The sequence below is a fragment of the Corallococcus sp. AS-1-12 genome, from assembly GCF_020036995.1.
Classification (GTDB): Bacteria; Myxococcota; Myxococcia; order Myxococcales; family Myxococcaceae; genus Corallococcus.
The window spans coordinates 143,630-169,031 of sequence record NZ_JAIQDD010000019.1; the positions used below are offsets into that span (position 1 = coordinate 143,630).

The 25,402-nt window shown below is 70.0% G+C and carries 21 protein-coding genes; 8 read left to right on the top strand and 13 right to left on the bottom strand.

The features are described from left to right. Positions 1–276: 276 nt before the first annotated feature. From K8556_RS26310 to aspS, 3 genes are all read right to left on the bottom strand, one after another. Positions 277–1,266 (bottom strand): cupin-like domain-containing protein, encoded by a 990-nt coding sequence (locus K8556_RS26310; RefSeq protein ID WP_223742844.1) that lies wholly within the window; start codon positions 1,264–1,266, stop codon positions 277–279. Between the two features lie 61 nt (positions 1,267–1,327). Further along, on the bottom strand, positions 1,328–2,581 hold the full coding sequence (locus tag K8556_RS26315; RefSeq protein ID WP_223742845.1) for a carbohydrate porin: 1,254 nt from the start codon (positions 2,579–2,581) through the stop codon (positions 1,328–1,330). A gap of 154 nt (positions 2,582–2,735) precedes the next feature. Then, entirely contained in the window at positions 2,736–4,553 is a 1,818-nt protein-coding gene (aspS, locus tag K8556_RS26320) for an aspartate--tRNA ligase (protein WP_223742846.1), read from the bottom strand. A gap of 190 nt (positions 4,554–4,743) precedes the next feature. On the opposite strand from aspS, the gene K8556_RS26325 reads away from it, so the two are divergent. From K8556_RS26325 to K8556_RS26340, 4 genes are all read left to right on the top strand, one after another. Next, a complete protein-coding gene (locus K8556_RS26325) occupies positions 4,744–5,841 on the top strand; it encodes a hypothetical protein (RefSeq protein ID WP_223742847.1) in 1,098 nt (365 codons plus the stop codon). Between the two features lie 24 nt (positions 5,842–5,865). Next, complete coding sequence (locus K8556_RS26330; RefSeq protein WP_223742848.1) at positions 5,866–7,161, top strand: hypothetical protein; 1,296 nt, start codon at positions 5,866–5,868, stop codon at positions 7,159–7,161. An 11-nt stretch (positions 7,162–7,172) separates the two neighbouring features. Beyond that, positions 7,173–7,949 carry a hypothetical protein gene (locus K8556_RS26335; protein WP_223742849.1) on the top strand — a complete coding sequence of 259 codons (777 nt, stop codon included), beginning with the start codon at positions 7,173–7,175 and terminating at the stop codon, positions 7,947–7,949. Between the two features lie 198 nt (positions 7,950–8,147). Continuing rightward, entirely contained in the window at positions 8,148–8,387 is a 240-nt protein-coding gene (locus tag K8556_RS26340) for a YHS domain-containing protein (protein WP_223742868.1), read from the top strand. A 24-nt stretch (positions 8,388–8,411) separates the two neighbouring features. On the opposite strand, the gene recJ is transcribed toward K8556_RS26340, so the two are convergent. Further along, positions 8,412–10,127 (bottom strand): single-stranded-DNA-specific exonuclease RecJ, encoded by a 1,716-nt coding sequence (gene recJ / locus K8556_RS26345; protein ID WP_223742850.1) that lies wholly within the window; start codon positions 10,125–10,127, stop codon positions 8,412–8,414. Positions 10,128–10,297: 170 nt separating this feature from the next. Between recJ and K8556_RS26350 the strand changes: the two genes are divergently transcribed. Further along, positions 10,298–10,882, top strand: a complete 585-nt coding sequence (locus tag K8556_RS26350) for an outer membrane beta-barrel protein (RefSeq protein WP_223742851.1) — start codon at positions 10,298–10,300, stop codon at positions 10,880–10,882. Positions 10,883–10,948: 66 nt separating this feature from the next. On the opposite strand, the gene secF is transcribed toward K8556_RS26350, so the two are convergent. The 6 genes from secF to K8556_RS26380 all read right to left on the bottom strand — a co-directional run bounded on the left by secF (position 10,949) and on the right by K8556_RS26380 (position 17,875). Then, positions 10,949–12,118, bottom strand: a complete 1,170-nt coding sequence (secF, locus tag K8556_RS26355; RefSeq protein WP_223742852.1) for a protein translocase subunit SecF — start codon at positions 12,116–12,118, stop codon at positions 10,949–10,951. Positions 12,119–12,149: 31 nt separating this feature from the next. After that, positions 12,150–13,922 (bottom strand): protein translocase subunit SecD, encoded by a 1,773-nt coding sequence (secD, locus tag K8556_RS26360; protein WP_223742853.1) that lies wholly within the window; start codon positions 13,920–13,922, stop codon positions 12,150–12,152. Further along, entirely contained in the window at positions 13,922–14,275 is a 354-nt protein-coding gene (gene yajC / locus K8556_RS26365; protein WP_223742854.1) for a preprotein translocase subunit YajC, read from the bottom strand. Before yajC ends, secD begins: the two co-directional genes overlap by 1 nt. A gap of 151 nt (positions 14,276–14,426) precedes the next feature. Then, positions 14,427–15,623 carry a tRNA guanosine(34) transglycosylase Tgt gene (gene tgt / locus K8556_RS26370; protein ID WP_223742855.1) on the bottom strand — a complete coding sequence of 399 codons (1,197 nt, stop codon included), beginning with the start codon at positions 15,621–15,623 and terminating at the stop codon, positions 14,427–14,429. A 5-nt stretch (positions 15,624–15,628) separates the two neighbouring features. After that, entirely contained in the window at positions 15,629–16,717 is a 1,089-nt protein-coding gene (queA, locus tag K8556_RS26375; protein WP_223742856.1) for a tRNA preQ1(34) S-adenosylmethionine ribosyltransferase-isomerase QueA, read from the bottom strand. Between the two features lie 51 nt (positions 16,718–16,768). Further along, a complete protein-coding gene (locus K8556_RS26380; protein ID WP_223742857.1) occupies positions 16,769–17,875 on the bottom strand; it encodes a SpoIID/LytB domain-containing protein in 1,107 nt (368 codons plus the stop codon). Positions 17,876–17,989: 114 nt separating this feature from the next. Here K8556_RS26380 and K8556_RS26385 point away from each other — a divergent pair, with 114 nt between their 5' ends. The 3 genes from K8556_RS26385 to K8556_RS26395 all read left to right on the top strand — a co-directional run bounded on the left by K8556_RS26385 (position 17,990) and on the right by K8556_RS26395 (position 19,554). Then, a complete protein-coding gene (locus K8556_RS26385; protein WP_223742858.1) occupies positions 17,990–18,538 on the top strand; it encodes a hypothetical protein in 549 nt (182 codons plus the stop codon). Between the two features lie 38 nt (positions 18,539–18,576). Beyond that, complete coding sequence (locus K8556_RS26390) at positions 18,577–18,912, top strand: hypothetical protein (RefSeq protein WP_223742859.1); 336 nt, start codon at positions 18,577–18,579, stop codon at positions 18,910–18,912. A gap of 63 nt (positions 18,913–18,975) precedes the next feature. Further along, positions 18,976–19,554 (top strand): hypothetical protein, encoded by a 579-nt coding sequence (locus K8556_RS26395; RefSeq protein ID WP_223742860.1) that lies wholly within the window; start codon positions 18,976–18,978, stop codon positions 19,552–19,554. A 13-nt stretch (positions 19,555–19,567) separates the two neighbouring features. Here the strand turns inward: K8556_RS26395 and K8556_RS26400 are convergent, their stop codons facing one another. The 3 genes from K8556_RS26400 to K8556_RS26410 form a co-directional block, all read right to left on the bottom strand. Next, positions 19,568–20,803 carry a KamA family radical SAM protein gene (locus K8556_RS26400; RefSeq protein ID WP_223742861.1) on the bottom strand — a complete coding sequence of 412 codons (1,236 nt, stop codon included), beginning with the start codon at positions 20,801–20,803 and terminating at the stop codon, positions 19,568–19,570. Then, the gene (locus tag K8556_RS26405) at positions 20,803–22,173 is read right to left on the bottom strand and encodes a KamA family radical SAM protein (RefSeq protein ID WP_223742862.1); all 1,371 of its coding nucleotides are present in this window, start codon (positions 22,171–22,173) and stop codon (positions 20,803–20,805) included. The genes K8556_RS26400 and K8556_RS26405 overlap by 1 nt, the downstream gene beginning before the upstream one ends. A gap of 116 nt (positions 22,174–22,289) precedes the next feature. Further along, positions 22,290–25,052 carry a serine/threonine-protein kinase gene (locus K8556_RS26410; RefSeq protein ID WP_223742863.1) on the bottom strand — a complete coding sequence of 921 codons (2,763 nt, stop codon included), beginning with the start codon at positions 25,050–25,052 and terminating at the stop codon, positions 22,290–22,292. Positions 25,053–25,402 lie beyond the last annotated feature (350 nt).

The following is a 25,402-nucleotide window of genomic DNA, read 5'->3' on the forward strand; positions in this document are numbered from 1 at the left end:
GCAAAGACGTCATCGCCCGCCCCCCTGAATCGGGCTGAACCTTTTGGGTCGTCCACATCCACCCCGAGCGGACTCCATGACGCCTCCCGAAAACTCATACAGAATCGTCCCGAACCCCAATCCCCCGTGTGACCCCGCGCAGGAGGACCCCAGCCGCAAGCGGACGCCCGCGGCCCCGCCGCCCACGCCGCCGCCGTCCACCCCGCCCCTTCCTGAAACGCCGAAGGACGAAAACCTCAACGGCTGACGAGCAGTCATTGAAGCGGTCGGCACACCTCAACCGAAGGTGTGCCACCGCGCGTTCCCGCCCGGCACCTCCAGCGACTGGAACGTCAGCGACACGCTCACGTCCAGCGCCAGCACCTGGTGCCACCAGCCCACGGGGATGAAGAGCATCTCCCCGGGGCCCACCACCACCTCGTGCACGTGCGCGGAGGCGAAGTCCGGGAAGCGCTCCAGGTCCGGCGCCGCCGCGTCCACCGGGCTCCACACGTGCTCGCGGTTGTACACGCGAGGCGTCTCGAAGGACGGCACCAGCCAGAAGCGCTTGCGCCCGTGGACCTGGCAGAACAGCACCGAGTCCACGTCATGGTGCAGCGCCGTGTGCGTGCCCGCCGGGCCCACCCACAGCTTGAGGCTGCCGTGCTGCCGCTTCGGGTACACGAAGCCCGGAGCCGGCCGCAGGTCGTCCAGCAGCCCCCGCAGCTCCGGCCGCTCCAGCGCGAAGTTGCGCGCGGTGAGGTACAGGTCATTGGAGGGCCCGCCGTGCTCCAGCCGGTGGAGGAAGTCCGCGAGCTTCATCACCGTGCGGCACGCGTCCGGCGACATGTCGTGGTCCGCGCGGGCTTCACGGCCCGCCATGACCTCCACCTCCACGTCGCCGTAGTCCCGCGCCAGGGCCTCCGGCCGCCAGCGCTCCAGCAGCGGCCAGCCCTCCAGGAAGTCTTCCAGGACGACGGGCCGGTGCGCGCGGTAGTAGCGGGCCTGGAACTCCTCCGCGGACACGCCCCGCCGCCGCTCCACCGTCCGGCGGGACTGCGCATGCAGCGCCGCGCGCACGTCCAGCAGCGACACCACCTCCGCCCCCAGCGCCCCGCGCGAGCCCCCGGCCTTCACCGCCGGGTGCCGCCGCGCGCACGCCACCTCCGCGCGCGCCTCCTCCGGGGCCACCCCTCCGGCGACCAGCGCCCGGGCCAGCGCCTCCTCCGGCACGCCCCGCAGCAGGTTCTCCGACAGCCACGCATCCCACGAGGGTGACAGGGCCATGGCCCCACTCTAGGCCACCCGCGAAGCGGCACGGAAAGGGGGCCCTCCGCCCACATGGGCCCTACAGCGTCAGCGCGCCCTTCAGGCCCAGGACGAGGATGTTGCGCGCGGCCTCGTCACCGCCGGGGCGGATGTATTGGAGGTTCGGCCGCAGCACGAGCCACGGCGTCGCGTGGAGGCTGTAGTACAGCTCGCCCAGGTACTCCGTGCGAGGTATCGGCGTGTCCGGGGCCTGCGCCTGCTTCAGCCGCTGCGCGGTGACGTAGCGCCCGTTGGAGTGCGTGGCGCCCAGCGCGAAGCCCACGTCGTCATCCGCCCGGCCGAAGACGCCCGTGTAGCCCAGGCCCAGCGTGTACTGGCCATCCACCGCGGAGGTGTCCCGGTCCGCGTGCGTCAGGCGCACGAAGACGTTGAGCCCCTGCGCCTTGTTCTCCGAGCCCGCCACGTGCGTGAGCTGCTGACGCGCGACGAAGTAGAGGCCGTATCGCCCTTCGCGCTCCACGCCCTCCAGCAACACGTCCAGCGCGTTGGACGTGTCGTACCAGGCGCCCACCTTGTAGAGCCCCTCCAGCAGGTCGCCGTGGAACTTCGGGTTCCAGCCCAGCTCCAGGGGCAGCAGCACGCCCGTCGCCCCGTTGAAGCGCCCCACGTAGAAGGCCTCCTCCAGGTTGCGGGGGTTCACCTCGTACGCGGCCACCTGCACGTAGGCCACCTTCGCCAGGTCCACGCGCAGCCGGGTGCCCCACTGGCTCACCGGCCAGTTGAACCAGGAGTTGCCCACGATGCTGCCGGGCTGCGCGCCGCAGAAGGACAGGTTCTGGAAGTCGCAGGGGAAGTCCGCCGAGTCCTCGCCCATCGTGACGCGGCCCAGCTTCAGGTGCACCCGCCCGCCCCAGAAGAGCTGGTCCCACCAGAGCTGCGTGAGGCGCCCCACGTTGCCGCGCCCATACACCTCCTGCACCAACTGGAGGTTGCCCAGCGCCATGTCCGCGTTCAGGTTGTTGCCGTTGCGGTGCGTGAACGTGAACTGGAAGGTGCCGCCCTGGAGCCCCGCCAGCTCCTCCAGGTCCAGCCCCAGCCCCACGTTGAGCTGGCCCGCCTGCCGCAGCGCGTGTCCCTTGCCGCCGCGCGCGTTGTAGGCGAGCTCCGTCACGTAGCGGATCTGGATGGCCACGCCCAGCTCGTAGAGCAGGCCGCGCACCCCGCTCCAGTCACCGGTGAGGCCCGGGGGCATCTTCGTCTCGGCCGCGAAGGCCGGCCCCGCGCATAGCAGGGCCCACGCCAGCGCCCACGCCCCCCAAGCCCGTCCCCGCATCCCGCGCCCTTTCCCCTGCCCGCCACCGGTCCTCAATGGCCACGGCCACCGGGATGTCCAGCCGTGCCGGGGGGCCGTCCGTCGGCTTCCATCCACTCCCCCGGCCCTTGGGAAGGGCCCGGGGTGCGGCGAGCAACGAAGCGGCGGGGTCCCGCTACTTCTGGGGCAGCGGCACCGAGCGCACGTGCAGGTCGCGCAACTGCTTCTCGTCCACGTCGCCGGGGGCGCCCGTCATCGTGTCCGTGCCCGTCTTCGTCTTGGGGAACGGAATCACGTCGCGCAGGGACTCCGCGCCGGTCAGCAGCATCACCAGGCGGTCCATGCCCAGCGCGATGCCGCCGTGCGGGGGCGCGCCGTACTTGAGCGCGTCCAGCAGGAAGCCGAACTTCACGCGCGCCTCCTCCTCCTGGATGCCCAGCGCCTTGAACACCTCGCCCTGCACCTTCGGGTCATGCAGGCGGATGGAGCCGCCGCCAATCTCGAAGCCGTTGAGCACCACGTCGTAGCGGTGGCACTTCACGCGGCCCGGGTCGGTCCCCAGGTACTGCACGTCCTCGTCGTGCGGACGGGTGAAGGCGTGGTGCGCCGCGGCCCAGGTGTTCGTCTCCTCGTCGAACTCGAAGAGGGGCGGGTTCACCACCCAGAGGAACTTCCACTGGCCGCCGCTGCCGTACTCGGGGATGAGCCCCAGCTTCTTCGCCACGTGCACGCGCAGGTTCGCCATCACCGTGTGCACCAGCGACTCCTTCCCGAACTGGAACAGGATGAGGTCGCCCGTCTTCGCGTTCACGGCCTGGTTGATGGCCTGCCGCAGCGCCGGCGTGATCGTCTTGGACAGCGGGGACTGGGTCCACTCACCGCCCTCGCCCACCTTCGCGCGCGCCAGGCCCTTGGCGCCCGCCTGCTTCGCGAAGTCCTCCAGCTTGTCGCTCTCCGCGCGGGACAGCGCCTTCTCCGCCGGGACGACCATCGCCTTGACGATGCCCTTGTCCTGCACCGCGTCCCACATCATGGGCACGCCGCCAGCGGCGCCATGCTCGCGGATGACGTCCGTGAGCACCACGTGCTCCAGCCCGAAGCGCAGGTCCGGCTTGTCGTTGCCGTACTTCGCCATGGACTCGTAGAAGTCCATGCGCATGAAGGGCGTCGGGATGTCGATGCCCAGCACCTCGCCCCACAGCTTCTTCAGCAGCCCCTCGATGATGGTGAAGATGTCGTCCTGGGTGACGAAGCTCATCTCCACGTCGATCTGCGTGAACTCCGGCTGCCGGTCCAGGCGCAGGTCCTCGTCGCGGAAGCACTTCACGATCTGGAAGTACCGGTCGAAGCCCGCGACCATGAACAACTGCTTGTACAACTGCGGGCTCTCCGCCAGCGCGTAGAACTTGCCCGGGTTCAGGCGGCTGGGGACCAGGAAGTTGCGCGCGCCGCCCGGCGTGTACTTGCCCATGAAGGGCGTCTCCAGCTCCAGGAAGCCGTTGCCCACCATGTACGAGCGCGTGAGCGCGTTCATCTTCGAGCGCGTCATCAGCGTCTTCTGCAAAGGGCCCCGGCGCAGGTCCAGGTAGCGGTGGCCCAGGCGCTTCTCCTCGGACGTCTCCACGTTGTCCTCGATGAGGAACGGCGTGGGCTCCGAGCGGTTGAAGATGGTCAGGTCCGAGGCCTTCACCTCGATTTCACCCGTCTTCATCTTCGGGTTCACGTTCTTGCCGCGCGACAGCACCTTGCCCTTGATGCCGATGCAGAACTCCAGGCGCAGGTGCCCGGCCAGCTCATGGGCCTCCTTGCTGTCCGGCTCGAACACCACCTGGGTGAGCCCGTCGCGGTCCCGCAGGTCGATGAACACCGCGCCGCCGTGGTCGCGGCGGTTGTGCACCCAGCCGAAGAGGACCACTTCTTCGCCAACGTTCGCGGCCGTGAGCTGACCGCAGGTGTGGGTACGCTTGACCTCGGAAATGAACGGGACCGCCATGGAGACCGCCTGCGTTTGGTTCGGGAAGGAAGGCCGGGCACCATAGCGGATCGTGGAAACGACGCGTCAAGGAATCCATGGCCCCGGCACCCCCGTGTTTTCACCGCCATCTCCCTCGGAAGACGGGCGCGTGAGCAGGCAGGCGCGCACGTCCCCGCAACCCGCGGCCGCATCCCGGGTTGAAGCCTCCATGCAGGGGGAACTGGAGACCCGCCGCCGGCCCGGAGGCGTGCGCGCGGGGTGGGTGCTGCTGGCGCTCGTGGGGAGCCTGGGGGCGAGCACCGCCCGGGCGGAGGCCGCGGAGAGCTCCGTCACGCTCGAGGCGAGCGGCGGCCACGGCTATGCCCTCTGGAGCCTGCTGGGCGACGTGGGCGTGGGGGAAGCGACCTTCCTCACGCTGGGCTACAGCGGCGTGCGTCCGGAGTCCGGCACCGCGGCCACCCACCAGCTCTCCGTGGGCGTGGACCACCTGGCGGGCGCGCACTGGCTTTTGTCCGGCGCCGTCAGCCTGGGGCTGGCCAAGGCCTCGGACACGGAGCTCATCCAGGAGCGCCCCCGCCTGGACGTCCCCGGCCTCACCGCCCGGACGGGCTACGGCAGCCAGGCGGTGCAGTTGGGCGCGGCCTGGGACTCGGCGGGCTTCGGCACCTGGGAGTACGGCCTGGACGCGGGCGTGGGCGTCAGCCGCAACCCGCTGCGCCGCCAGTTGCTCACCGTCTCCGGCGGCGCCGCCACGCAGCGCTACACCCAGGAGGACATCCTCTGGATGGCCCGCCCCACGCTGGGCGCGAGGCTGCTCTGGAAGGGCCGGTGGGAGCTGGGGCTGCGCGGGGCCTTCGCCTTCTACAGCGAGGATCCGCTCACCGCGGGCCAGTTCACCGACGCGGAGACGGAGCAACTGGAGTCCCGGTTGGAAGGCCTGGCCGCCGCCCGCGGGGCCCTGACCGTCCTGCGCCGCCGCCAGTTGCGGGACCTGGGCGCGGCCGTGGCGCGGCGCCTGGGCGAGGTCAACGCCACCACCGGCTTCCCCTCCGCGCCGGTCCGCTGGGACGTGAAGCCGTCCCTCTCCTGGCGCCTCAGCCCCGCCCTCCGGGGCCAGCTCTCCTACGCCTTCACCCGGTACGTGCCGGGCGAGGGCGTGGCCCACGTGGTGGCCACCCGGTGGACGGTGCGCCCGGGCGACGCGGTGCGGCTGTGGGCCTCCGTGGCCCTCCAGCGGGACGTGCCGGAGGGCCTCCCCGCGCAGGACTCCGCCCTGCTCACACTCGGAGGGGAATACACGTTCTGAGCGGTCCGGAGTAAAACGGGCGTCATGCTCCGAACAGTCATCACCGCCGCCGTCGGGCTGACCCTGGCCACGGGCTGCGCGCCGGACAGCGAGGCCCCCGTGAAGGTCTCCGTCCTGTCACGCTCCAGCAATGGCCAGTACGTCCCCACGCAGGTCGAACTCACCACCATCGAGGACGTCGTCGGCCTGAAGGGCACCGTCGGCGACCTCCAGGGCGGTGCGCGCATCGTCATCGACGTGAACGACCCCGCGCTCCAGAACGCCACGGAGGCCACCGTCGCGGACGTACTGCTCAAGAAGCCCGGCCACGACGTGAAGGCCAGCTACATCACCCAGAAGGACGAGAAGACGGGCGAGGACGTCCTCTGGCCCGCGGACTTCCACTCCTGGAACATGGTGACCTCGTATTACAACCTCGAGCGCGCCAACGAGTACTTCCGCACCGTCGCCAACGTGAAGGTCGCGTCCTTCGAGCCCGCGCCGAGGCTCTACTACTTCCCGGAGTTCATCCAGGCGCAGGCGAGCAAGGAGCCGGCGCGCGACAACGCCATCTTCTACCCGGTGCTCCAGTCCTTCCTGGTGCTGCCGTTCGACAAGATCCAGCGCGCCCCGCTCCCCCTCAACGCGGCGGTGATGGCGCACGAGTACTCGCACCTGGTGTTCAACCGGCTGGCGTACGCCGGCCAGAACCTGCCCGTGGCGCTGTCCAACTGGTCCTCGGAGAACCCCAGCCAGGGCGCCAACGTGCTCAAGTCCTTCGACGAGGGCCTGGCGGACTACCACGCCTACGGCGCCACCTGCCGCAGCGTCAGCGGGTGTGACCCGCGCTTCATGGCGCCCTCCTTCGACGGGGGCCCCTACGCCGGGGTGACGGACGCGCGCGACCTGTCCCGCGGCGACCGCTGCATGAGCGCGCTGCTGTACGCCCGCGTGCAGCAGCAGGACGTGAACACCTTCACCGCCGACGGCGCCGAGTACCAGGTGGGCACGCTGCTGGCGACCGCGCTCTACCAGGCGGGCCGCTCCACCGGCCAGGAGGCCCAGCTCCAGCGCGACATCGTCTCCGCGTACTACGACACGGACCCCGCGAAGCCGGGCATCTTCCAGTACACCCAGTTGGTGCTGGGGGATCAGTCCCAGTTCTCGCTGGCCGTCCCCGCCGCCGCCATCATCTCGCACATCTCCGACCTGGAGCTGCGCAAGGCCGTCTGCAACGAGTTCATGGACCACCTGCAGATCCCGCGCGAACTGCTCCTCGGCGCCAACCTCTGCCCGGCGAGCGCCGCGGGCGGCACCACCTGCCCCAGCATCTTCCAGTGAGGCCCGCTCCCTTGAACACCTGGCTCAAGGCCTGCCTCGCTGGCAGCCTGCTCTTCACCCCCGCCGCCTTCGCCCAGAGCGCGGACGACGACGACCCCTACGCCTACCCGGAGGAGGAGGCCGACCGCGCCCAGCAGAAGGCGCGCCAGGAGGACGACGACGCCTACGAGCGCCGCCGCAAGCTGGTGGACGAAACGGACGAGTTCCGCGAGGCCGCCGAGGCCACCAACGACGACGGCTTCCGGGGCATGTCCCGCCTGGACGACCCCAACCTGGGCGTCGCGGTGGAGCTGGTGGGCGGCCTGCTGTTGATTGACAGCGCCCGCGGCGACTTCTCCGACAACAAGCCCGGCTTGGGCGTGCGCGCCACCTGGGAGTTCGGCCGCAACTTCTTCACCGAGAACGCGACCCTGCGCGAGGCCCTCTTCGCGGACCTGCGCTGGCTCTACGGCAGCCTCAGTGACGGCACGGAATTCATCAAGGGGGACACGCGGCTTCACTACTTCACGCTCGCGCCGGCCTGGCTGTTCCAGTTCGGCGACTCGCCCTTCGGTCTGTTCCTCCAGGCCGGGGGTGGACTCGCCTACCAGGCCACCGGCATCACCGTGGGTGAGGACGAGACGAAGGTGAACGGCCTCAAGCCCGTGGTGCAGTACGGCCTGGGCATCCGCGGCCGGCCCGCCCTGTCACGCACGCTGCACCTCACCTTCCGCGTCGAGGCCATGGGCCTGCGCCGCGGCTACGCCAACGACTTCTTCCTGGGTGGCAGCGCCGGCGTCGGCTTCTGAAGCCGCGCCCGGCCCCGTCCCCTCGGCCCCCGCGCCCTTCCCTCCAGGAAGCGGTGGCGGGGGCTGAACTTTTTCCCCTCCTTCGAGGCCCGGACACGCCCTCCTGGTTGGCATTCCCAGGAGATGGACCGCTGGCATGCCCCCTGCTTACATTCGCGTCCGGTGGGGGAGTCAGGGGCGTCGGGCTGGAGGTGGATGATGAACGGCGGACAGGAACACGGGCAGGGCAACACCAGGCACTGGGATCCGGTGTGCGGCAGGCACCTGGAGGCCCCGGAGGGCCAGCCCTCGTCGGAGTACAAGAGGCGCCGGTACTTCTTCTGCTCGGAGGGCTGCCGCACCGCCTTCGAGCGTCAGGCGGAGCGCTTCCGCCTCAACGAGCTGGCGCGGGCCGGCGCGCTGATGTCGCCGGGCCGGGTGCGCTGGGGGCTCGCGTAGCGCGGGCCGGGCCTGGGGGCGGCGTCAGGCGGCCTGACGCACGTCCTTGAGGCGCAGGGACAGCTTGCGCTGGCCGCGGAAGGTGTCGAAGCCGGCCTGGAAGGCCAGGTCCACCGGCCCCTCCACCAGCGACACGCGGTCCGCCATGCCGAAGCCAATGGCGTCCAGCTCCGGCGCGTCCACGAGCGCCAGCTTCAGGTGCCCCGCGCCAGGCGCCCCGGACTTCGCGGGCAGCACGCGGGGCCGGGCCTGCTGGCCGCGCAGCACCAGCACCGGCTCCGGGTTGCCCTGACCGAAGGGCCCCAGCCGCTGCAACGACTCCACCGCCGTCGCGTCCAGGTCGCTCGGGTTCACCACCGCGTCCACGCGGCAGCGCGGAATCATGTCCTCCGGCGTCAGGCGCTGGAGGGCAATCTTCGCGAAGGCCTCGCGGAAGGCGGGAAGCTGCTTCGCGTCGATGGTGAGGCCGGCCGCGTGCTTGTGCCCGCCGTAGCGCATGAGCAGGTCCGAGCAGCCGGTGAGCGCGTCGTACAGGTGGAACGCCTCGATGCTGCGCGCCGAGCCCTTCCCCACCCCGTCCTTCACGCCCACCATCACCGTGGGCCGGTGGAAGCGCTCCACCACGCGCGACGCCACGATGCCGATGACGCCCGGGTGCCAGCCCTCGTCGAAGAGCACGAGCCCCCGCGAGTCCTTGTGCTCCTCCGCCTGCGCCAGCGCCTGCGTGAGGATGCTGCTCTCAATCCCCTGCCGCTCCGCGTTCGCGCGGTCCAACACCTGCGCCAGCGAGCGCGCCGCCTCCACGGAGTCCGCGCAGAGCAACTGCAGGCCCAGCGACGCGTCATGCAGGCGGCCCGCGGCGTTGATGCGGGGCCCCAGGCGGAAGCCCACCTGGCCCGCGGTGACGGTGGCGTCCGGCTCCAGGCCGGCCACCTCCTTCAGCGCGCGGATGCCGGGGCGGCGGCCCTGGGACAGCTCCTGGAGGCCGTGCGCCACGAGGATGCGGTTGGCGCCGGTGAGCGGCACCACGTCCGCCACGGTGGCCAGCGCCACCAGGTCCATCAGCGCCTTGAGGTTGGGCTCCTTGCGCGTGGCGAAGTAGCCGTCGTCGCGCAGGCGCTTGCGCAGGCCCATGCAGAGGTTGAAGGCCACGCCCGCGGCGCACAGCACCTTGGTGGGGTACTCGCAGCCGGGCTGGTGCGGGTTGAGCACCGCGGTGGCGGGCGGCAGCGTGGGCGGCACCGTGTGGTGGTCCACCACCACGACGTCCAGGCCCATCTCCTTCGCGCGGGCAATCTCCGCCACGGAGGTGATGCCGCAGTCCAGCGTCACCAGCAGGCGCGTGCCGTCCTGCGCGATGCGCTCCACCGCGCCCAGGTTGAGGCCATAGCCCTCGTCCAGCCGGTGCGGGATGTACGTGGCGGGGGCCACGCCCAGCTCCTTGAGGAACAGGTACATGAGCGACGTGGAGGACACGCCGTCCACGTCGTAGTCCCCGTAGAGCGTCACCTTCTCCTTGAGCCGCACCGCGCGCAGCACGCGCTCCACCGCGGGGCCCATGCCCTTCATCCGGAACGGGTCCGGCAGGTCCGCCAGCCGGTCCGACAGGAAGGCCGACGCCGCCTCCGGCGTGCGGTAGCCACGGTGCAGCAACACCCTCGCCGCCAACGGGTGCAGCGACAGCTCACCCGCGAGCGAACCGACCTCCTGCTCGACGACATCTGGAAGCAACCACCGCATGGTGAAGGACAGTACCTCAGACGTCCGACCAAGGCAGTCCAACCCGCCCACTCACACCGCCCTCCTGCACGCGTGTTCAGACGTGCACTCGGCTGCCTCCCTGCCCCCGACCTGCACGGCGGGTGCGCGGTGCCCAGCTTGAGTGCACACCCGTGGACAGGGAGGTCCGCATGCTTCGCAGGTTTCTCCAGGGCGGTGCCCTGATGGCCGCCGTGTTGTGCGCCGGGCCCGCGCTCGCGCAGAAGAAGCAGGGGGACGTGAACGTCTTCCTGCGCGGCGGCATAGGCGACTACACGGGAGACCTGGGCGACCTGGCCAGCACCGGTCCGCTGTGGGGCCTGACGCTCAACCTCCAGCCCACCACCTTCCTCGGCTTCGAGGTGGGCTACGAGGGCTCGCAGAACAAGGTGAGCGACAGCCGCCTCTTCGACGCGCCCTCGCTGGTGCGCAACGGCGGCAGCGCGCTGGTGAAGGTGTCGCCGCCCTTCCTCACCGCGGTGCGCCCCTTCGCGGGCGTGGGCCTGGGCCTGTCCTACGTGGACGTGCGCGGCGCGGGCGCGGGGCTCTACGACTCGGACTTGATGGAAGAGGTGCCCCTCGCGGTGGGCCTGGAGTTCAACACCGGCGGCCTCACCGCGGGCGTGCGCGGCACGTACCGCCTCCTCATCGACCAGGACTTCGCGAACGTCACCTCGACGGACGACAACGGCGGCGGCCTGATGGACGCGTCGCTGACGCTGGGCGCGCGCTTCTGAAAAAGCGAAGGCCCTCGCTCCCACGTGGGGAGGAGGGCCCTCGTTGCTTCAAGACCGGCCAACAGCTCAGGCCGTCTTCGGCTCCTGCTTGGCGCCGCCGCCGTGACCCTCGCGGGCGTGCGCGCGCTCGTCCAGCCAGATGACCAGCGGGCTGGCGATGTACACGGACGAGTACGTGCCCACGAGGATGCCCACCAGCATCGCCATGGCGAAGTCGAAGATCTCGCCCACGCCGAAGATGAGCAGACCGACGAGCGACAGCGCCGTCACGCCGGAGGTGAGGATGGTGCGGCCCAGGGTGTCGTTGACGGCGATGTTGATGATCTCCGGCAGCGGCTTGCCCTTGTACTTGGCCATGTCCTCACGGATGCGGTCGTAGATGACGATGGTGTCGTTCACCGAGTAGCCCACCACCGTGAGCAGCGCGGCGATGGACGTCAGGTTGAACTCACGCCGGCTCACCAGGTAGTAGCCCGCCACCATGATGACGTCGTGCACCATGGAGATCAGCGCGCCCGGACCGAACTTGAAGTCGAAGCGGAACGCCACGTAGATGAGGATGGCGATCATGGAGTACAGCAGCGCCATGATGCCGCGGTTGCGCAACTGCTTGCCCACCTGCGGACCCACGTAGTCCACGCGGCGCTGCTCGAAGTCGGGCTTGTCCAGGCCCGCGCTCAGTGCCGAGTACACCTTGTCCGCCATGCCGCTCGCCACGACCTGGTAGTCGTAGCCGGTGCCGCCCTGGTTCGCGCCCAGGTCACGCACCTCCTGCACGCCAATGCCCGCGCCGTCCTGCACGGCCTTCTTCACCGCCTCCGCGGCCAGGGGCTGCGCGGAGCGGAAGTTCACGATGCCGTTGGCCATGTCGGCGTAGACGTTGCGCACCTCACCCAGGCCCTGGATGGCCGTCTTCGCGCGCTCGGCGTTCTCCTCCGTGAGCTGCGTGACGCCGCCCATGCGCAGGAGGAAGGAGTTCTCGTCCGCCGAGCCGATGCCCTGGACGCTGACGTCGTGCAGACCGCCGGCCTGGGCCTTCTCGCGGACCTGCGCCGCCGTGGTGGGCGTGTTGTACTTCAGCTCCACCACCGTGCCGCCGGCGAAGTCCACGCCGAAGTTGAACCCCACCGCGGCGATGCCGACGATGATGGCCAGGTTGATGATCGTGGAGATGAAGAGCGCCGGCTTGCGCTTTCCAATGAAGTCGATGTGCGTCTTGTGCTTGAGAATCTGCATGGCGGATTTCCCGAAGGCGCTCTGAGGCCCGTTAGACGGACACCGACTGCGCGTTGCGGCCGTGGACGAAGTAGGTCGTGATGACGCGCGTCACCACGATGGACGTGAACAGCGACGCCAGCAGGCCCACGATGAGCGTGGTGGCGAAGCCGCGGATGGGGCCCGTCCCCGTGAAGAACAGGATGAAGCCCGCCAGCAGCGTCGTCACGTGCGCGTCGAAGATGGTCCAGAACGCGCGGTCGTAGCCCTGGTCCACCGCCGCGCGCGCGGACTTGCCGTGCGACAGCTCCTCGCGGATGCGCTCGTTGATGAGCACGTTCGCGTCCACCGCGATGCCCAGCGTGAGCACGAAGCCCGCGATGCCCGGCAGCGTCAGCGTGGCGTTGAAGAACGCCAGGCCCGCCAGGATGAGCAGGCCGTTGAGCAGCAGCGCCACGTCCGCGATGAGGCCGGACTTGCGGTAGTACACCGCCATGAAGACGACCACGAGCGCCAGGCCCACCAGCGCCGCCAGGCTGCCCTTCTTGATGAGCTCGTCGCCCAGCGTCGCGCCCACCTGACGGATCTCGCCCACCGTCACCGGCGCGGGCAGCGCGCCCGCCTTGAGCACCAGCGCCAGCGTCTGCGCCTCGCCCAGCCACTCCTCGAAGCTGCGCCCGCTGGCGCGGCCCATGGTGATGCGCGCGCGGCCGCCGCCGATCTTCTCGTTGATGCGCGGCGCGGTGTGCACGTTGTCGTCCAGCACGATGGCCATCCGGCGGCCCACGGCGGCCTCGGTCAGCTTCTCGAACTCGCGCGAGCCGGCCGGGTCGAAGGCGATGTTCACCTCCGGCTCGTTCATCTGGCTGACGGACGCGTCCGCGCCCGCCAGGCTCTCACCCGTGAGCGGAACGTTCTTGTCCAGCAGGTAGCTGCGGTACGCGATGCAGTCGTTCTTCTTCACCGGGTTCGCCACGCACTCGGTGACGACGTCGCGGCCCTCCGGCGTCTTGTCCTTCGCGTACGCGAGCAGCGCCTCGCGGTTGGGCGAGGACAACTGCGGGAAGCCCTCGTCCTCCACCAGGGTGATCTTGCTCTCCGGCGGGGGCGGGTGCTGCTGGTACATCTGCGCGAACACCTGCGGGTTGGTGTCGTCCACCATCCGGAACTCCAACTGCGCGGTGGTGCCCACCAGCTCCTTGGCCTGCTCCGGGTTGCTGCGGCCGGGCAGCGAAATCTGGATGGAGTCCGTGCCCAGCTTGCGCACGTCCACTTCCGCCACGCCCCACTTGTCGATGCGGCGGCGGATGACGAGCATCGCCTGGTCCACGGCCTCGTCGCGGAAGCGGTTCACCTGGCCCTCGTCCGGCTTGAGCACCAGCGTGCCGCCGTTGCGGGACTCCACGGTGAAGTCGGTGAAGGTGGCGAGCACCTCCTTCTGGATGGCGTCCATGGTGCCCGGGTCCTTCGCGGTCAGCACCAACTGCAGCCGCTCCGGATCCGTGTCCGCCGTCACCTCACCCAGCTTCTTGTCGTTGACGTAGGTGGCGATCTGCTGCCCGCGGCGCTCGGTGCGCTTCTGCAGGGCCGTCTTGGTGTCCACCCGCATCACCATGTGGATGCCGCCCTGCAGGTCCAGCCCCAGGTTGAGGCGGTACTTCGCGGGGGGCGCCCACTTGGGCAGCCGCTGCTCCAGCACGGCGATGTTGTTGCGCTCGCTGCGGTCCAGGACCACCAGCGAGTAGTACGTCGGCACGAGGAACCAGATCGTCCCCAGCGTCACCGCGACGATCATCCCGAACTTCCACCACCAGCCGCGGTCCATTACTTCTCCTCCTTCTTCTCAGCGGGGGCGGCCGCCGGGGCGCCCGCCGCCGGAACGGTGCCCTTCGCACTGACAGCCGTCTTGAGCACGCGCACGCGCACCCCGCTGGCGATCTCCAGCGTCACGGTGGAGTCGTCCACCTGGTGGATGCGCCCGAGGATGCCGCCGGACGTCACGACGTCATCGCCCTTCTTGAGCCCCGCGAGCAGGTTGCGGTGCTCCTTGAGCTGCTTCTGCTGGGGGCGGATCATCACGAAGTACATGATGGCCACCAGCACGGCGAGGAAGCCGAAGGTCCCCAGGGGGGAACCGCCGGCCCCGGCCTGCGCGAGAATCAGGAAACTGTCAGCCACGCACTGCCTCGTCGTTTGGAAGGAAGGATTCGGAAACGTGGCCCCGACCCGGCGTACGGGTGGGGGCAAAACATCCGAAAGGGTGGCCTCTTAGCAAGGGCGCCCCATGTGAGCAAGTGAACGCCGGAAGCACGGCAAACCCTTTGCCCGCTCACCGACCGCTTTTGCGCTCGGCCTCCTGCGCCTGGGCCCTGGCCCGGAAGTCCCGGGCGAACGCGGCGAAGCGGTCCTCCGCGATGGCCCGGCGCACCTGGGCCATCAGGTCCAGGAAGTAGTGGAGGTTGTGCAGCGTGTTGAGCCGCATCGCCAGGATTTCTCCCGCGGCGAACAGGTGCCGCAGGTAGGACCGGCTGAACGTGCGGCAGGTATAGCACGAGCACGCCGGGTCCACCGGGCGGGGGTCCTTGGCGTAGGCCGCGTTGCGGATGACCAGCTTGCCCTCCGAGGTGAAGAGCAGGCCGTTGCGGGCACACCGCGTGGGCAGCACGCAGTCGAACATGTCCACGCCGTGCTCCACGCACGTCACCAGGTCCAGCGGCGTGCCCACGCCCATCAGGTAGCGCGGCTTGTCCCGGGGCAGCAGCGGCGCGGAGTAGGCCACGCCCGCGTGCATCGCCTCGGGCGCCTCGCCCACGGAGTAGCCGCCCAGCGCGTAGCCGGGCAGGTCCACCGCGCACACCTCCTCCGCGTGGCGCTTGCGCAGGTCGTCGTGCAGACCGCCCTGCACGATGCCGAAGAGCGACGAGCGCTCGCGGCCCCACGCCTTCACGCACCGGTGCAGCCAGCGCGTGGTGCGCGCCAGGGACTTCTCCAGGTAGGCGCGGTCCTCGGTGGACGGAGGGCACTCGTCGAATGCCATGATGACGTCCGCGCCCAGCGTCTCCTGGATTTCAATGGAGCGCTCCGGCGACAGGAAGTGCCGCGAGCCGTCCAGGTGCGACTGGAACGCGGCGCCCTCCTCGGTGATCTTGCGCTTCTCCGACAGGCTGAACACCTGGAAGCCGCCGCTGTCCGTGAGCATGGGCCGGTCCCAGGAGATGAAGCGGTGCAGGCCGCCCATCTCCCCGACGAGCGCGTCCGTGGGGCGGAGCATCAGGTGGTAGGTGTTGCCCAGGATGATCTGCGCATCCAGGGTCTTCAGGTCGTCCGGGCCCACGCCCTTGACGCTGCCCACGGTGCCCACGGGCATGAAGATGGGCGTCTCGATGGGGCCGTGCGGCGTGTTGAGCCGGCCGCGGCGCGCCTTCGTGCCGCTCTGGTCCTCGTGCAACAGCTCGAAGCGCACCAGCCCCGGGGGCACGCGGGTATCGCCCTTCTCGCCCTTTTCCCTGCCCTGCTCGTCGACCACGGCACTCACTCCTTCACCAACATGGCATCGCCGTAACTGAAGAACCGGTAGCCCGCGCGCACGGCCTCCTGGTACGCGGCGAGCGTGCGCTCACGGCCCAGGAGCGCGCTCACCAGCATCACCAGCGTGGAGCGCGGCAGGTGGAAGTTCGTGAGGAGCACGTCCACCTGGCGGAAGACATAGCCGGGCCGGATGAACATCGCCGTCTCGCCCGGCCCGCTGCGCAGCCGGCCCGTGTCCGGGTCGGTGGCGGACTCCAGCGTGCGCACCACGGTGGTGCCCACGGCGACCACGCGGCGGCCGTCCGCTTTCGCGGCGTTCACGGCGTCAGCGGTGGCCTGGGGCACGGTGAAGCGCTCCGGGTGCATGTGGTGCTTGTCCAGCACCTCCTCGCGCACGGGCAGGAAGGTGCCGGGCCCCACGTCGAGCGTCACCTCCGCGCGCTGGACGCCCTTCGCCGCGAGCTTCGCGAAGACCTCCTGCGTGAAGTGCAGGCCGGCGGTGGGCGCGGCCACGGCGCCGGACGCGCGGGCGTACACGGTCTGGTAGCGCTCGGCGTCCGCGGCCTCGGGCTCGCGGGTGATGTACGGAGGCAGGGGCAGCCGCCCCGCCGCGTCCAGGAGGCTGGCGAGCGACGTGCCCGGCGCGGCATGGAAGCGCACCCGGTACTCCCCTCCCCCCAGGGCCTCCAGGACTTCGGCGGACAGGCCCCCGGCGAAGGTGACGGACTGGCCGGGCTTGAGCCCCTTGGACGCCTGCCCCAGGCAGACCCACTCCAGCGACTCGGGCGCGCCGCCAAGCGCCGCGGAGGTGAGCGTGGCCGCGGCGGCGGGGCGGACGACCAGCAGCTCCACCCGGCCGCCGGTGCCGCTCTTCTGGCCCAGCAGGCGCGCGGGGATGACGCGCGCGTCGTTGAGGACGAGCAGGTCCCCTTCGCGCAGCAGGTCCGGCAGGTCGGTGAAGTGCTGGTGGCTCCAGGCGCCGGTGGCGTGGCTGACGACCATCAGGCGCGACGCGTCCCGGTCGGGCAGCGGGGCCTGGGCGATCTGCGCCTCGGGGAGCTCGAAATCGTAGTCGGAGAGGAGGGACGACACGGGGTTGGCGCTTGTAGCAGCCCCCGCGCCCTCACGGAACCGGCGAGGGCGTCAGTAGAGCTGTTGGAACTCGGCGCCCGGGTAGTAGTGGGAAAGGATTTCCCGGTACGTCTTGCCCTGGTCGGCGAGGGCCTTGGCGCCCCACTGGCACAGCCCCGCCCCGTGGCCGAAGCCACGTCCGGTGAACACGTAGTTCTTGCCGGACGCTTCCACGTCGAAGTCCAGGCTCTTGAGGCGCGTGTAGCCCAGCTTGCGGCGGAACGTCACGCCGTCCACCGAGGTGCCATCCGGCAGCGTCACGCGGGTCACCCGGTGCGTGGGCGTGCGGCCGGTGACGCGCATGCCGCCCGGCGCGGACTTCAGCGCGCCGCGCAGCTCCCCCTCGGAGAGGGTCGCGGACCAGCGGCTGGCGGGCAGCTTCCCGCAGGGGCAGTCGACGGGCTGCAGGTACGGCAGGTTCCGCTGGAGCGCGTCCTGGCCGGACTCGGTGCGCCCGCCGCAGGAGGCATGGAAGTACGCCTCGATGGGGGCCAGGTCGTACGTGAGCACCTCGCCCCGGGTGGCCTCCACGGCGGCGCGCGTCTTGGCGTCCTCGCGGTTCACGCCACCGTACACCTGGTGGAGCACGCTGCTGCCCATGTGGAAGGCGGCGCCATACGCGTCCAGCTTCTTCTGCAGCGCGTACGTCCGCGCGGCCACGGCCTGGGCCTTGAGGGCCTCCAGCGGGAAGGACACGGGCATCTCGCTGCCGAGCACCGCCGCCAGGTAGTCCTCCAGGGGGATGACGTTGATGAGCTGGAGGCTGTTCTTGAAGAGGCGCACCACGACGTCGCCGCGCACCTGCGCGCTGCCCGCCTTCAGGGGCTCGTTGCCGGGGCCCCCCGCGTCGGTGGCCTCCAGGCCGCCCCGGAAGCGGATGGAGTCCTCAAGGACGGGAGCCCCGTTGACCTCCAGCTTGCCGTTGCGGCGGCGCACGGTGGCCTGCCCCGACGTGACGGCGACATAGGTGCCGTCCTCCGCGTCGGGGCCGAAGCCCAGGCCCCGGCCGCTCACGCGGACCTCGTCGCCAGGGTCGTCCATGGCAATGCGCATCGTCTCCACGGCGAACGCCCGCGACGACGCGAGCAGGAGCAGCAGCAGTGCCACACGTTGCAACATGGTCCAACAGTCTAGGGGCGGGGCGATCCGCCTCAAGAAATCGGCCGGAAGCCAGGACATGTCCCTGGTAGGAGCCCACGAAATCCCCGGGCGGATGCCGCAGAATGGAGCCCCGTGACCGCCTCCGTCCCCGACGTCGCCCGCCTGTCCCCCGAGGCCCTCTCCGACGCCCTCCGCGCGCTGGAGCCCCGCGCGGCCGCCGTCTTGGTCCGCCGGCTCGTGGAGCGCCGGCCCCAGGCGGAGTGCGCGGCCTGGTACGGGATTTCAAGCGACGCGTTCTCGGCGCTGCTGCTCCGTTCAGCGGTGGCCCTGGCCCGCCAGTTGGGCCAGCCCTCGAGGCCCCCGGAGAGCCCGGAGGAGGCCACCGCCTGGGAGCGGATGCTGGCCATGGCCGTGGAGAAGGACACCGCGCCCGTGCCGGTGCCGCTCGCGCCGGTGGCGTGGTTGTGCCGGCGGCTGCACGCGCTGGGCCCCGAGGTCGAGGCCGCGTTGGACAGGGCCGCCCAGGCCGACGCGGACTCGCCCGGACGGGCGCGGGAGGAATGGCTGCGGAGGCTGGCCGTGGCCGCGCTCCTGGCCCTGACGGCGTGGCTCTACTGGAGCCGCCCCCCTGAGCCGGAGCCCCGCCCCGAGCGCCGCATGCCCTCCCCCGAGCGCCGCTGACTGGACGCGGCCTCGAGCAGGCGCGTATGGGTAGGGCCATGCGAGCGACCCGGTCATGGCTGGCCCTCCTCACGGCAGGAATCGCGCTGGCGGGCTGCGCGAAGCATGTGGACACCCGGGTGGCCGGGGACGACGACGCGGCCATCGACGGCATCGAGGCCCGCCTCGACGAGCTCCGCGCCCGCGAACAGGGGGACGACCTCACCTGCGCCGAGCAGTGCGACGTCTCCGCGCGGACGTGCGCCACGGCGGAGCAGCTCTGCGGCCTCGTGGAGCAGCACGCGGACCGGGACGACCTCCCGCCGCGCTGCGCCAGGGCTCGTGAGCAGTGCGCGGGCGCGAACGACGGCTGCACGCGGTGTCAGGCGCCCTGAAGAAGCGGCCATGCGCTGACTCTGACTCCATGCCTATGATGGCCCGGATTGAGGAGCCTCCCCATGACCACCCGCCTCTCGTTGATGCTCGCTGCCTCGTCGCTCCTGCTGGCGACCCCTGCCCTCGCGGAGGAGGAAGGCCTGACGCCGGAGAAGGTGGCGGCCATCCAGCGCGATGAGGCCGCGGCCCAGGCGAAGGTCAACGAGGACTACGGCAACCGCAAGCCGTCGGAGATGAGCAACGCCGAGCGCGGCCAGGCCATCCGCGACCAGCAGAAGGAGTCCGCCAAGGTCATGGAGAAGCACGGCGTCTCCGCGAAGGAGTTCGCCACCTTCACCGCCCGGATGACGCCCGAGGACAACCAGCGCGTCGCCAACGAGGCCAAGCGGCTCGACGACAAGGCCAAGGCCGAGAAGGAAGCCGAGGCGAAGAAGCGCAAGGGCGACGGCGAGGTCCACATCCAGCAGGGCTTCAGCGACGCGGACCCGGTGGAGCTGGAGTCCGCGGACGGCGCGGAGCCCTCCGTCGACGTCGACGGCAGCCTGGACAGCACAGCGGGTGCGCCAGCCGTGGAGATTGGCGACACCGCCGGCACGCCCACCAAGTCCATCAGCCGGAAGTCGTCCAAGCGCCGCAGGTAGCCCCGAGGAGCCCTCAGCGGCCTCGGGAGCCCAGCTCCCGCGACCGCGCCTGCCACACCTCGTCGTACGGGCAGGAGCAGTCGGTCTCCTCCGGCTCCGGGTATGCGTAGGTCTGGCCCTTGTAGTTGCGGAACAGGGTCTCCCGCTCGCCCCGCTCGATGACGTAGTCGGGCTGGAGGGTGACCTTCCCTCCCCCACCCGGCAGGTCCACCGCGAGGTGCGGCACCGCGAGCCCGCTGGTGTGCCCGCGAAGCTGCTGGAGGATCTCCAGCCCCTTGGCGATGGGCGTGCGCAGGTGCTCGCAGCCCTCCGCGACGTCCATCTGGTGCAGGTAGTACGGGCGCACGCGGCTGCGCAGGAGCACGTGCGACAGCTCCTTGATGATGCGCGCATCCGAGTTGAGCTGCCGCATCAGCACCGCCTGGTTCTCCACCGGCACGCCATGGTCCACCAGCCGCTCGCACGCCTCGCGCGCCTCCGGCGTCACTTCCTTGGGGTGGTTGAAGTGCGTGATGACGTAGACGGGCGCGTAGCGGCGCAGCAGGCGCGCCAGCGAGTCCGTGACGCGCATGGGCAGCACCACCGGCACCCGCGTCCCGATGCGGACCATCTCCACGTGCGGAATCTCGCTCAGCGGCGCGAGCAGCGACTCCAGCCGCTCCTCGCTCAGGAGGAACGGGTCTCCCCCGGAGATGAGCACGTCGCGCACCTCGGGGTGGCTGCGCACGTAGTCGATGCCCCGGCGCATCTGGTCCTTGGTGAGCTCCGCCTCACCGCCCTTGGTGATGCGCCGCCGCGTGCAGTGGCGGCAGTAGACCGAGCACGTATCCAGGGCCAGGAACAGCACCCGGTCCGGATACTTGTGGACGATGCACTCCTCCGGGCGCGTCTTGTCCTCGCCGAGCGGATCCTCCAGCTCCCCGGGCCGCACCCGGGCCTCCGCGCGCACCGGAATGGACTGCATGCGCACCGGACACAGCGGGTGCTCCGGGTCGATGAGGGACAGGTAGTACGGGCTGATGCCCATCCGGAACAGCGAGGACGTCTCCTGCACCCCGGCGCGCTCCTCCGGGGTCAGGCGCACGTAGCGCTCCAACTGCTCCAGGTTGCGCACCGAGTGCCGCTGCTGCCAGCGCCAGTCCGTCCACTCCGCGTCGGTCGCGGAGGGGAACAACCGGGCCCGCCCCTCGGCACTGAGCGAGGGACGGGGGGACGACAGGGGCGCTGTCGCGCCCACGGAGGAGTCCATCACGCCGCCTTGGGCTGATCCCGCCACCACGCCTGGCCGGACTCCGGCAGCGTGTCGATGGGATCGAAATACTCGTACTTCCGCTCAAGTGCGTCGGCGTCGTTCGCTTCCACGCTCGTGCGGTAGTTCTTGGTCCAGTAGGAGATGCCGCGCTCGCGGTCGTACTCCGCCACCTGGTGGATCCACCGCTTCCCCACGAACGGCACGTCGCAGACGATGCGCGGCGTGGCGAAGCCCGGCATGTAGCCCATGATGTCGTGCTGGAGCTTCTGTGCCTGCGCCACCGACAGCCGCCAGTGCTCGCTGTTGGGGATCATGTCGCACATGTAGAAGTAGTACGGCAGGATCTTCGCGTGGTCGAGCAGCGTGAAGCACAGGTCCAGCAGCGCCTTGGGGCTGTCGTTCACGCCGCGCAAGAGCACGCCCTGGTTGCGCACGTCGCGGAAGCCCATGTCGAGCAGCTTGCGCACCGCCTTGCCCACGAGCGGCGTGAGCTGCTGCGCGTGGTTCACGTGCGTGTGCAGCGCCAGGTCCACGCCGCGCTCCACGGCCTTCTTCGCCAGCCGGTCCAGGCCCGCCAGCACGCTGTCCTGGAGGAAGTGCTGCGGCAGCGCCATGAGCCCCTTGGACGCCAGGCGGATGTCGCGGATGTTCGGGATGTCCATCAGCGCGCTGACGAACGGCTCCAGCGCCTGGATGGGCAGGTTCGCGATGTCGCCGCCGGACACCACCACGTCGCGCACGGTCGGCGTGCGGCGCAGGTAGTCCAGCATCTGCTCGTAGCGCTCCTTCTGCCCCGTCGCGAACTTGTGCTTGGACACCTGCGGGACGTCGTTGCCCACCAGGTCCATGCGCGTGCAGTGGCCGCAGTACTGCGGGCACGTGGGCAGCATCTCCGCCAGCACCTTCGTCGGATAGCGGTGCGTCAGGCCCTCGACGACCCACATGTCCGCCTCGTGGAGGCTGTCCCGGCTGGCGCGCGGGTGGTTGGGCCAGTCCGTGCGGCGGTCGGCGAGCGCCGGCAGCATGTACTTGCGGACCGGGTCGTTCCACAGGTCGTCCAGGTCCATGGTGTTGAGCATCTGGGGCGGGACGAGGATGGACATCGTCGCCCGCTCCTTCTGGTCCAACTCCATGCTCGCGGCCAGGTCGTCCGGCAGCAGCGCCCCGAGCGTCGCCCGCAGCTCGCGCAGGTTCTTCACGGTGTGCTTGCGCTGCCACACCGAGCTCTCCCACTCCGCCGCGGTGACGTCCTTGTAGCCCGGGATGCGCCGCCAGTCGGGCTCCACGAACTCCTTGCGAAGGGGATAGGTGAACGGCTGCTGCGCGGGGCCAGCGTCGGGCTTGCCTCGAGTGGACGTCATGCTCATGAACACATCACCTCAACGTAAGGAGCGTCGTGGGCGAGGCGTCATAGCCTGCCCCCCGACATCCCTGCTCAACAATCGCCAGGGGAACAAGATGCCCCATGGCGCAGTGCGTCCGTTCACTCCACCTTGACGTTGATGAGCTTCGCCACGTTCTCCGTGTCGATGACCACCACCTGGGGCTTGGTCGACTTGCCGTTGAGCTTGAAGACGACCTTCCGCTTGCCTACCGGCAGTTGCAGCGGATTGCCCAACGGCACAGGGCTCACACGTCCGGTGTTCTTTCCGTCCACCCAGATCTGAGCGCCCGCCGGCGAAGTGCTGCAGGCGAACTTGCCCAGCGCCGCGGCGGCGGGTTTCGGCTTGGGTTCCGGAGGAGGCTTCGGGGTCGCCACCACGGGCGGAGGCTTCGGCTTCGGCTCGGGCGGCGGGGGCTTCGGCTTCGGCTCGGGCGGCGGCGCTTCCTCCACCATGTCCACGGCGACACGCACCTCGGTGTCGCCCTTGGACGTGAAGTCGCCGGAGAACGGCTTGTAGCCCGCGCGCTTCGCCGTGAACGTGTACGTCTTGCCGATCTCCAGGTCGCCGAGCTTCGCGCCAGGCAGCTTGCCCAGGGACTTGCCGTCGACGGAGATCTCCGCGCCCTCCTGTCCTTCGAACAGGGCAGTGAACGTCTTCGCCGCGGGAGGCTCGGCGGGCTTCTCCGGGGGCGGCTCCGGCGTCGTGGGCGGAGGCGTGTTGTCCACCACCTGCGGCGGCTGCTGGGGCTCCGGAGGCTTGGGTTCCGGCGGCTTCGGAGGCGGCGCATCCGCCTTCAGGCTGAGGAGGATGGGGGCCGCCGCCTGCCCCGCGGTGACCTCAATCTGCTGCGTCACGGGCTGGAAGCCCGGAGCCGAGGCGGTCACGTTGTGGATGCCCGCGGACAGCTCGATGACCTGGTTGGCGTTCACGGCCTCGCCGTCCACGAGGACGGTGGCGCCCACGGGCGCGACGAAGTTCACGGAGCCCGTGGACGAGCCACGGACCACGAAGACCACCGCGACGAGGAGGAGCAGCGCCGCGCCCACGGCCATGCCGATGATGGCGGGCTTGGGCAGGGGCTTCTTCGGACCGGCGGCCGCCTTGGCCTTCTCGACCTTGGCGGCCGGGGCCGGCTTCGCCATCTTGGAAGCCTTCTGGGGGATGGTCGCCGGACCATCGGCCTCGTCGTCGTAGGGCGGCTCCTCGGAGTCCTGCCCATCGTCGCCGTAGTCGTCCTGGCCGTCGCCCTCGTACTCGTCGCCCTGGTCGTCGTAGGCACCGTCCGGGTCCTCTTCGGCCGCCTGGGCGCGCAGCCCGTTGTGGCGGGAGCCCACCGGGACGGTGATGTTGCCCGTGGTCTCCTCTTCCTCGGGGTCCAGCACCGGGGCCGCCGAGCCACCGCGCGAGCGCGAAGGCGGCGCCGTCGGAGCCGGACCGATCATGGTCGCGCCCGCGTAGGCCTCACCGCCCTCGTCCCCGATGATGACTTGGGACTTGGGGCCGCTCTTGCCCTTGCCGCCTCGTCCTTCGTCCTGAGCGTAGGGAGAGGCGCTCGTGTGATGCCCGGCCCGGTCGATGGGGTTCTCCGAGCGGCCGGTGATGCTGTCGTCCACGACGACGCTGCTGTCCGCGATCCGCGTCTCCGGGGCGCGGAACGTGTGCGTGGAGTCGACGATCTGCGTCTTGTCCGCGGCGCCATCCATCTCCGCCAGCTCTTCAGCGCTGGGCGGCGGGATGTAGCCAGGCGCGGGCTGCGCGGGCGCCGTGGAGGCGCGGCCCACGGGAGAACCCGTGGCGGACGGAGGCGGCGACCTCTTCTGCGCGGTGGCACGCGGAGGCGCGGCCACCGGAGGAGGCAGCGTCACACCCGAGTGTTCAATCTGGTCCGGGCGCTCGACGGAGGCATAGCGCTCCATCTTCTCCGCTTCCCGGAGCATGTCCTCGGCGAAGGCCTCCTTCATGAAGCCGGACAGGTGCTTCGACGAGTAGATGGCGTCCCCCGCGAGGAGGAAGCGCATCAGGTCCTCCTGGAGGTCCGAAGCCCACTGGTAGCGGTCCTCGGGCTCGCGCGCGAGCGCCTTGAGGACGACCTTCTCCAGCCCCGCGGAGATGTTCGGGTTGAACTCGCGCGGCAGCGGGATGTCCGCGTTGCGCACCTTCTCCAGCGTGGAGAAGTCGGACTCGCCCACGAAGAGCTTCTCGCCCGTGAGCATTTCGTAGAGCAGCACGCCCACGGCGAAGATGTCGCTGCGCCGGTCGATGGGCATGCCCCGGACCTGCTCCGGGCTCATGTAGCCGAACTTCCCCTTGAGGATGCCGGCCTGCGTCTTCTGCGAACGGTTGGCGGCCTTGGCGATGCCAAAGTCGATGATCTTCACCTCGCCTTCGTACGAGACGAGGATGTTCTGCGGAGAGACGTCGCGGTGGATGATGTGCAGATCCTGGCCGCGCGCGTCCTTCTTGCGGTGCGCGTAGTCCAGGCCCTCGCACATCTTGGAGACGATGAACACCGCCTGGGCGGTGGGCATGATCTCCTTGCGGCGGCGGTAGCGCTCCAGGAGCGTGCGGACGTCACGGCCCGCCACGTACTCCATGGCGATGAAGTACGTGTCCTCGTGCTTCCCGAGCTCGTGGATGTGCACGATGTTGGCGTGGTTCAGCTGAACGCTGATCCGCGCCTCGTCGATGAACATCGTGATGAACTCGTCATCCTCCGCCATCGTCGGAAGGATCTTCTTGATGGCCAGGATGCGCTCGAAGCCTTCGACGCCAAAAGCCTTCGCGATGAAGACCTCGGCCATACCGCCGACGTTGACGCGCTCGAGGAGCAGGTACTTCCCAAAGAAGGTCGGCTTCTTCATCTCGCGGGGCTGCCCGGCGCCGGCGAGTACGGACCGCGGCAGGCGGTGCGCAGACCGGGGGGAGCAATGACTCTAGATCCAGTGGGAACGGCGGTCAAACATCCACGATAACGCGATTCCCCAAGGAATCCGAGAACTTGGCGTCCCTTCGCCCTAAATCCGACCCACCCGCCTTCCGGCGCGGCCCCAACATCGCCTCCGGCGAGCGCGTCTCAGCGCTCAAGCTAGGTGCGGCGGCCCAGATCACTAGCCCGCAAAGACAAAGCCCCCGGGGCCTTGCGGCACCAGGGGCTTTCAAAAAGAATCCGGCAGCGACCTACTCTCCCACGCGGTTTCCCGCGGAGTACCAT

What these genes read in the sequence shown, in the direction of transcription:
- K8556_RS26310 (WP_223742844.1), bottom strand. Translation starts at nt 1,266, where the DNA reads ATGGCCCTGTCACCCTCGTGGGATGCGTGGCTGTCGGAGAACCTGCTG.
- K8556_RS26315 (WP_223742845.1), bottom strand. Translation starts at nt 2,581, where the DNA reads ATGCGGGGACGGGCTTGGGGGGCGTGGGCGCTGGCGTGGGCCCTGCTA.
- aspS (WP_223742846.1), bottom strand. Translation starts at nt 4,553, where the DNA reads ATGGCGGTCCCGTTCATTTCCGAGGTCAAGCGTACCCACACCTGCGGT.
- K8556_RS26325 (WP_223742847.1), top strand. Translation starts at nt 4,744, where the DNA reads ATGCAGGGGGAACTGGAGACCCGCCGCCGGCCCGGAGGCGTGCGCGCG.
- K8556_RS26330 (WP_223742848.1), top strand. Translation starts at nt 5,866, where the DNA reads ATGCTCCGAACAGTCATCACCGCCGCCGTCGGGCTGACCCTGGCCACG.
- K8556_RS26340 (WP_223742868.1), top strand. Translation starts at nt 8,148, where the DNA reads ATGAACGGCGGACAGGAACACGGGCAGGGCAACACCAGGCACTGGGAT.
- recJ (WP_223742850.1), bottom strand. Translation starts at nt 10,127, where the DNA reads ATGCGGTGGTTGCTTCCAGATGTCGTCGAGCAGGAGGTCGGTTCGCTC.
- K8556_RS26350 (WP_223742851.1), top strand. Translation starts at nt 10,298, where the DNA reads ATGCTTCGCAGGTTTCTCCAGGGCGGTGCCCTGATGGCCGCCGTGTTG.
- secF (WP_223742852.1), bottom strand. Translation starts at nt 12,118, where the DNA reads ATGCAGATTCTCAAGCACAAGACGCACATCGACTTCATTGGAAAGCGC.
- secD (WP_223742853.1), bottom strand. Translation starts at nt 13,922, where the DNA reads ATGGACCGCGGCTGGTGGTGGAAGTTCGGGATGATCGTCGCGGTGACG.
- K8556_RS26380 (WP_223742857.1), bottom strand. Translation starts at nt 17,875, where the DNA reads ATGTTGCAACGTGTGGCACTGCTGCTGCTCCTGCTCGCGTCGTCGCGG.
- K8556_RS26390 (WP_223742859.1), top strand. Translation starts at nt 18,577, where the DNA reads ATGCGAGCGACCCGGTCATGGCTGGCCCTCCTCACGGCAGGAATCGCG.
- K8556_RS26395 (WP_223742860.1), top strand. Translation starts at nt 18,976, where the DNA reads ATGACCACCCGCCTCTCGTTGATGCTCGCTGCCTCGTCGCTCCTGCTG.
- K8556_RS26400 (WP_223742861.1), bottom strand. Translation starts at nt 20,803, where the DNA reads ATGGACTCCTCCGTGGGCGCGACAGCGCCCCTGTCGTCCCCCCGTCCC.
- K8556_RS26405 (WP_223742862.1), bottom strand. Translation starts at nt 22,173, where the DNA reads ATGAGCATGACGTCCACTCGAGGCAAGCCCGACGCTGGCCCCGCGCAG.
- K8556_RS26410 (WP_223742863.1), bottom strand. Translation starts at nt 25,052, where the DNA reads ATGAAGAAGCCGACCTTCTTTGGGAAGTACCTGCTCCTCGAGCGCGTC.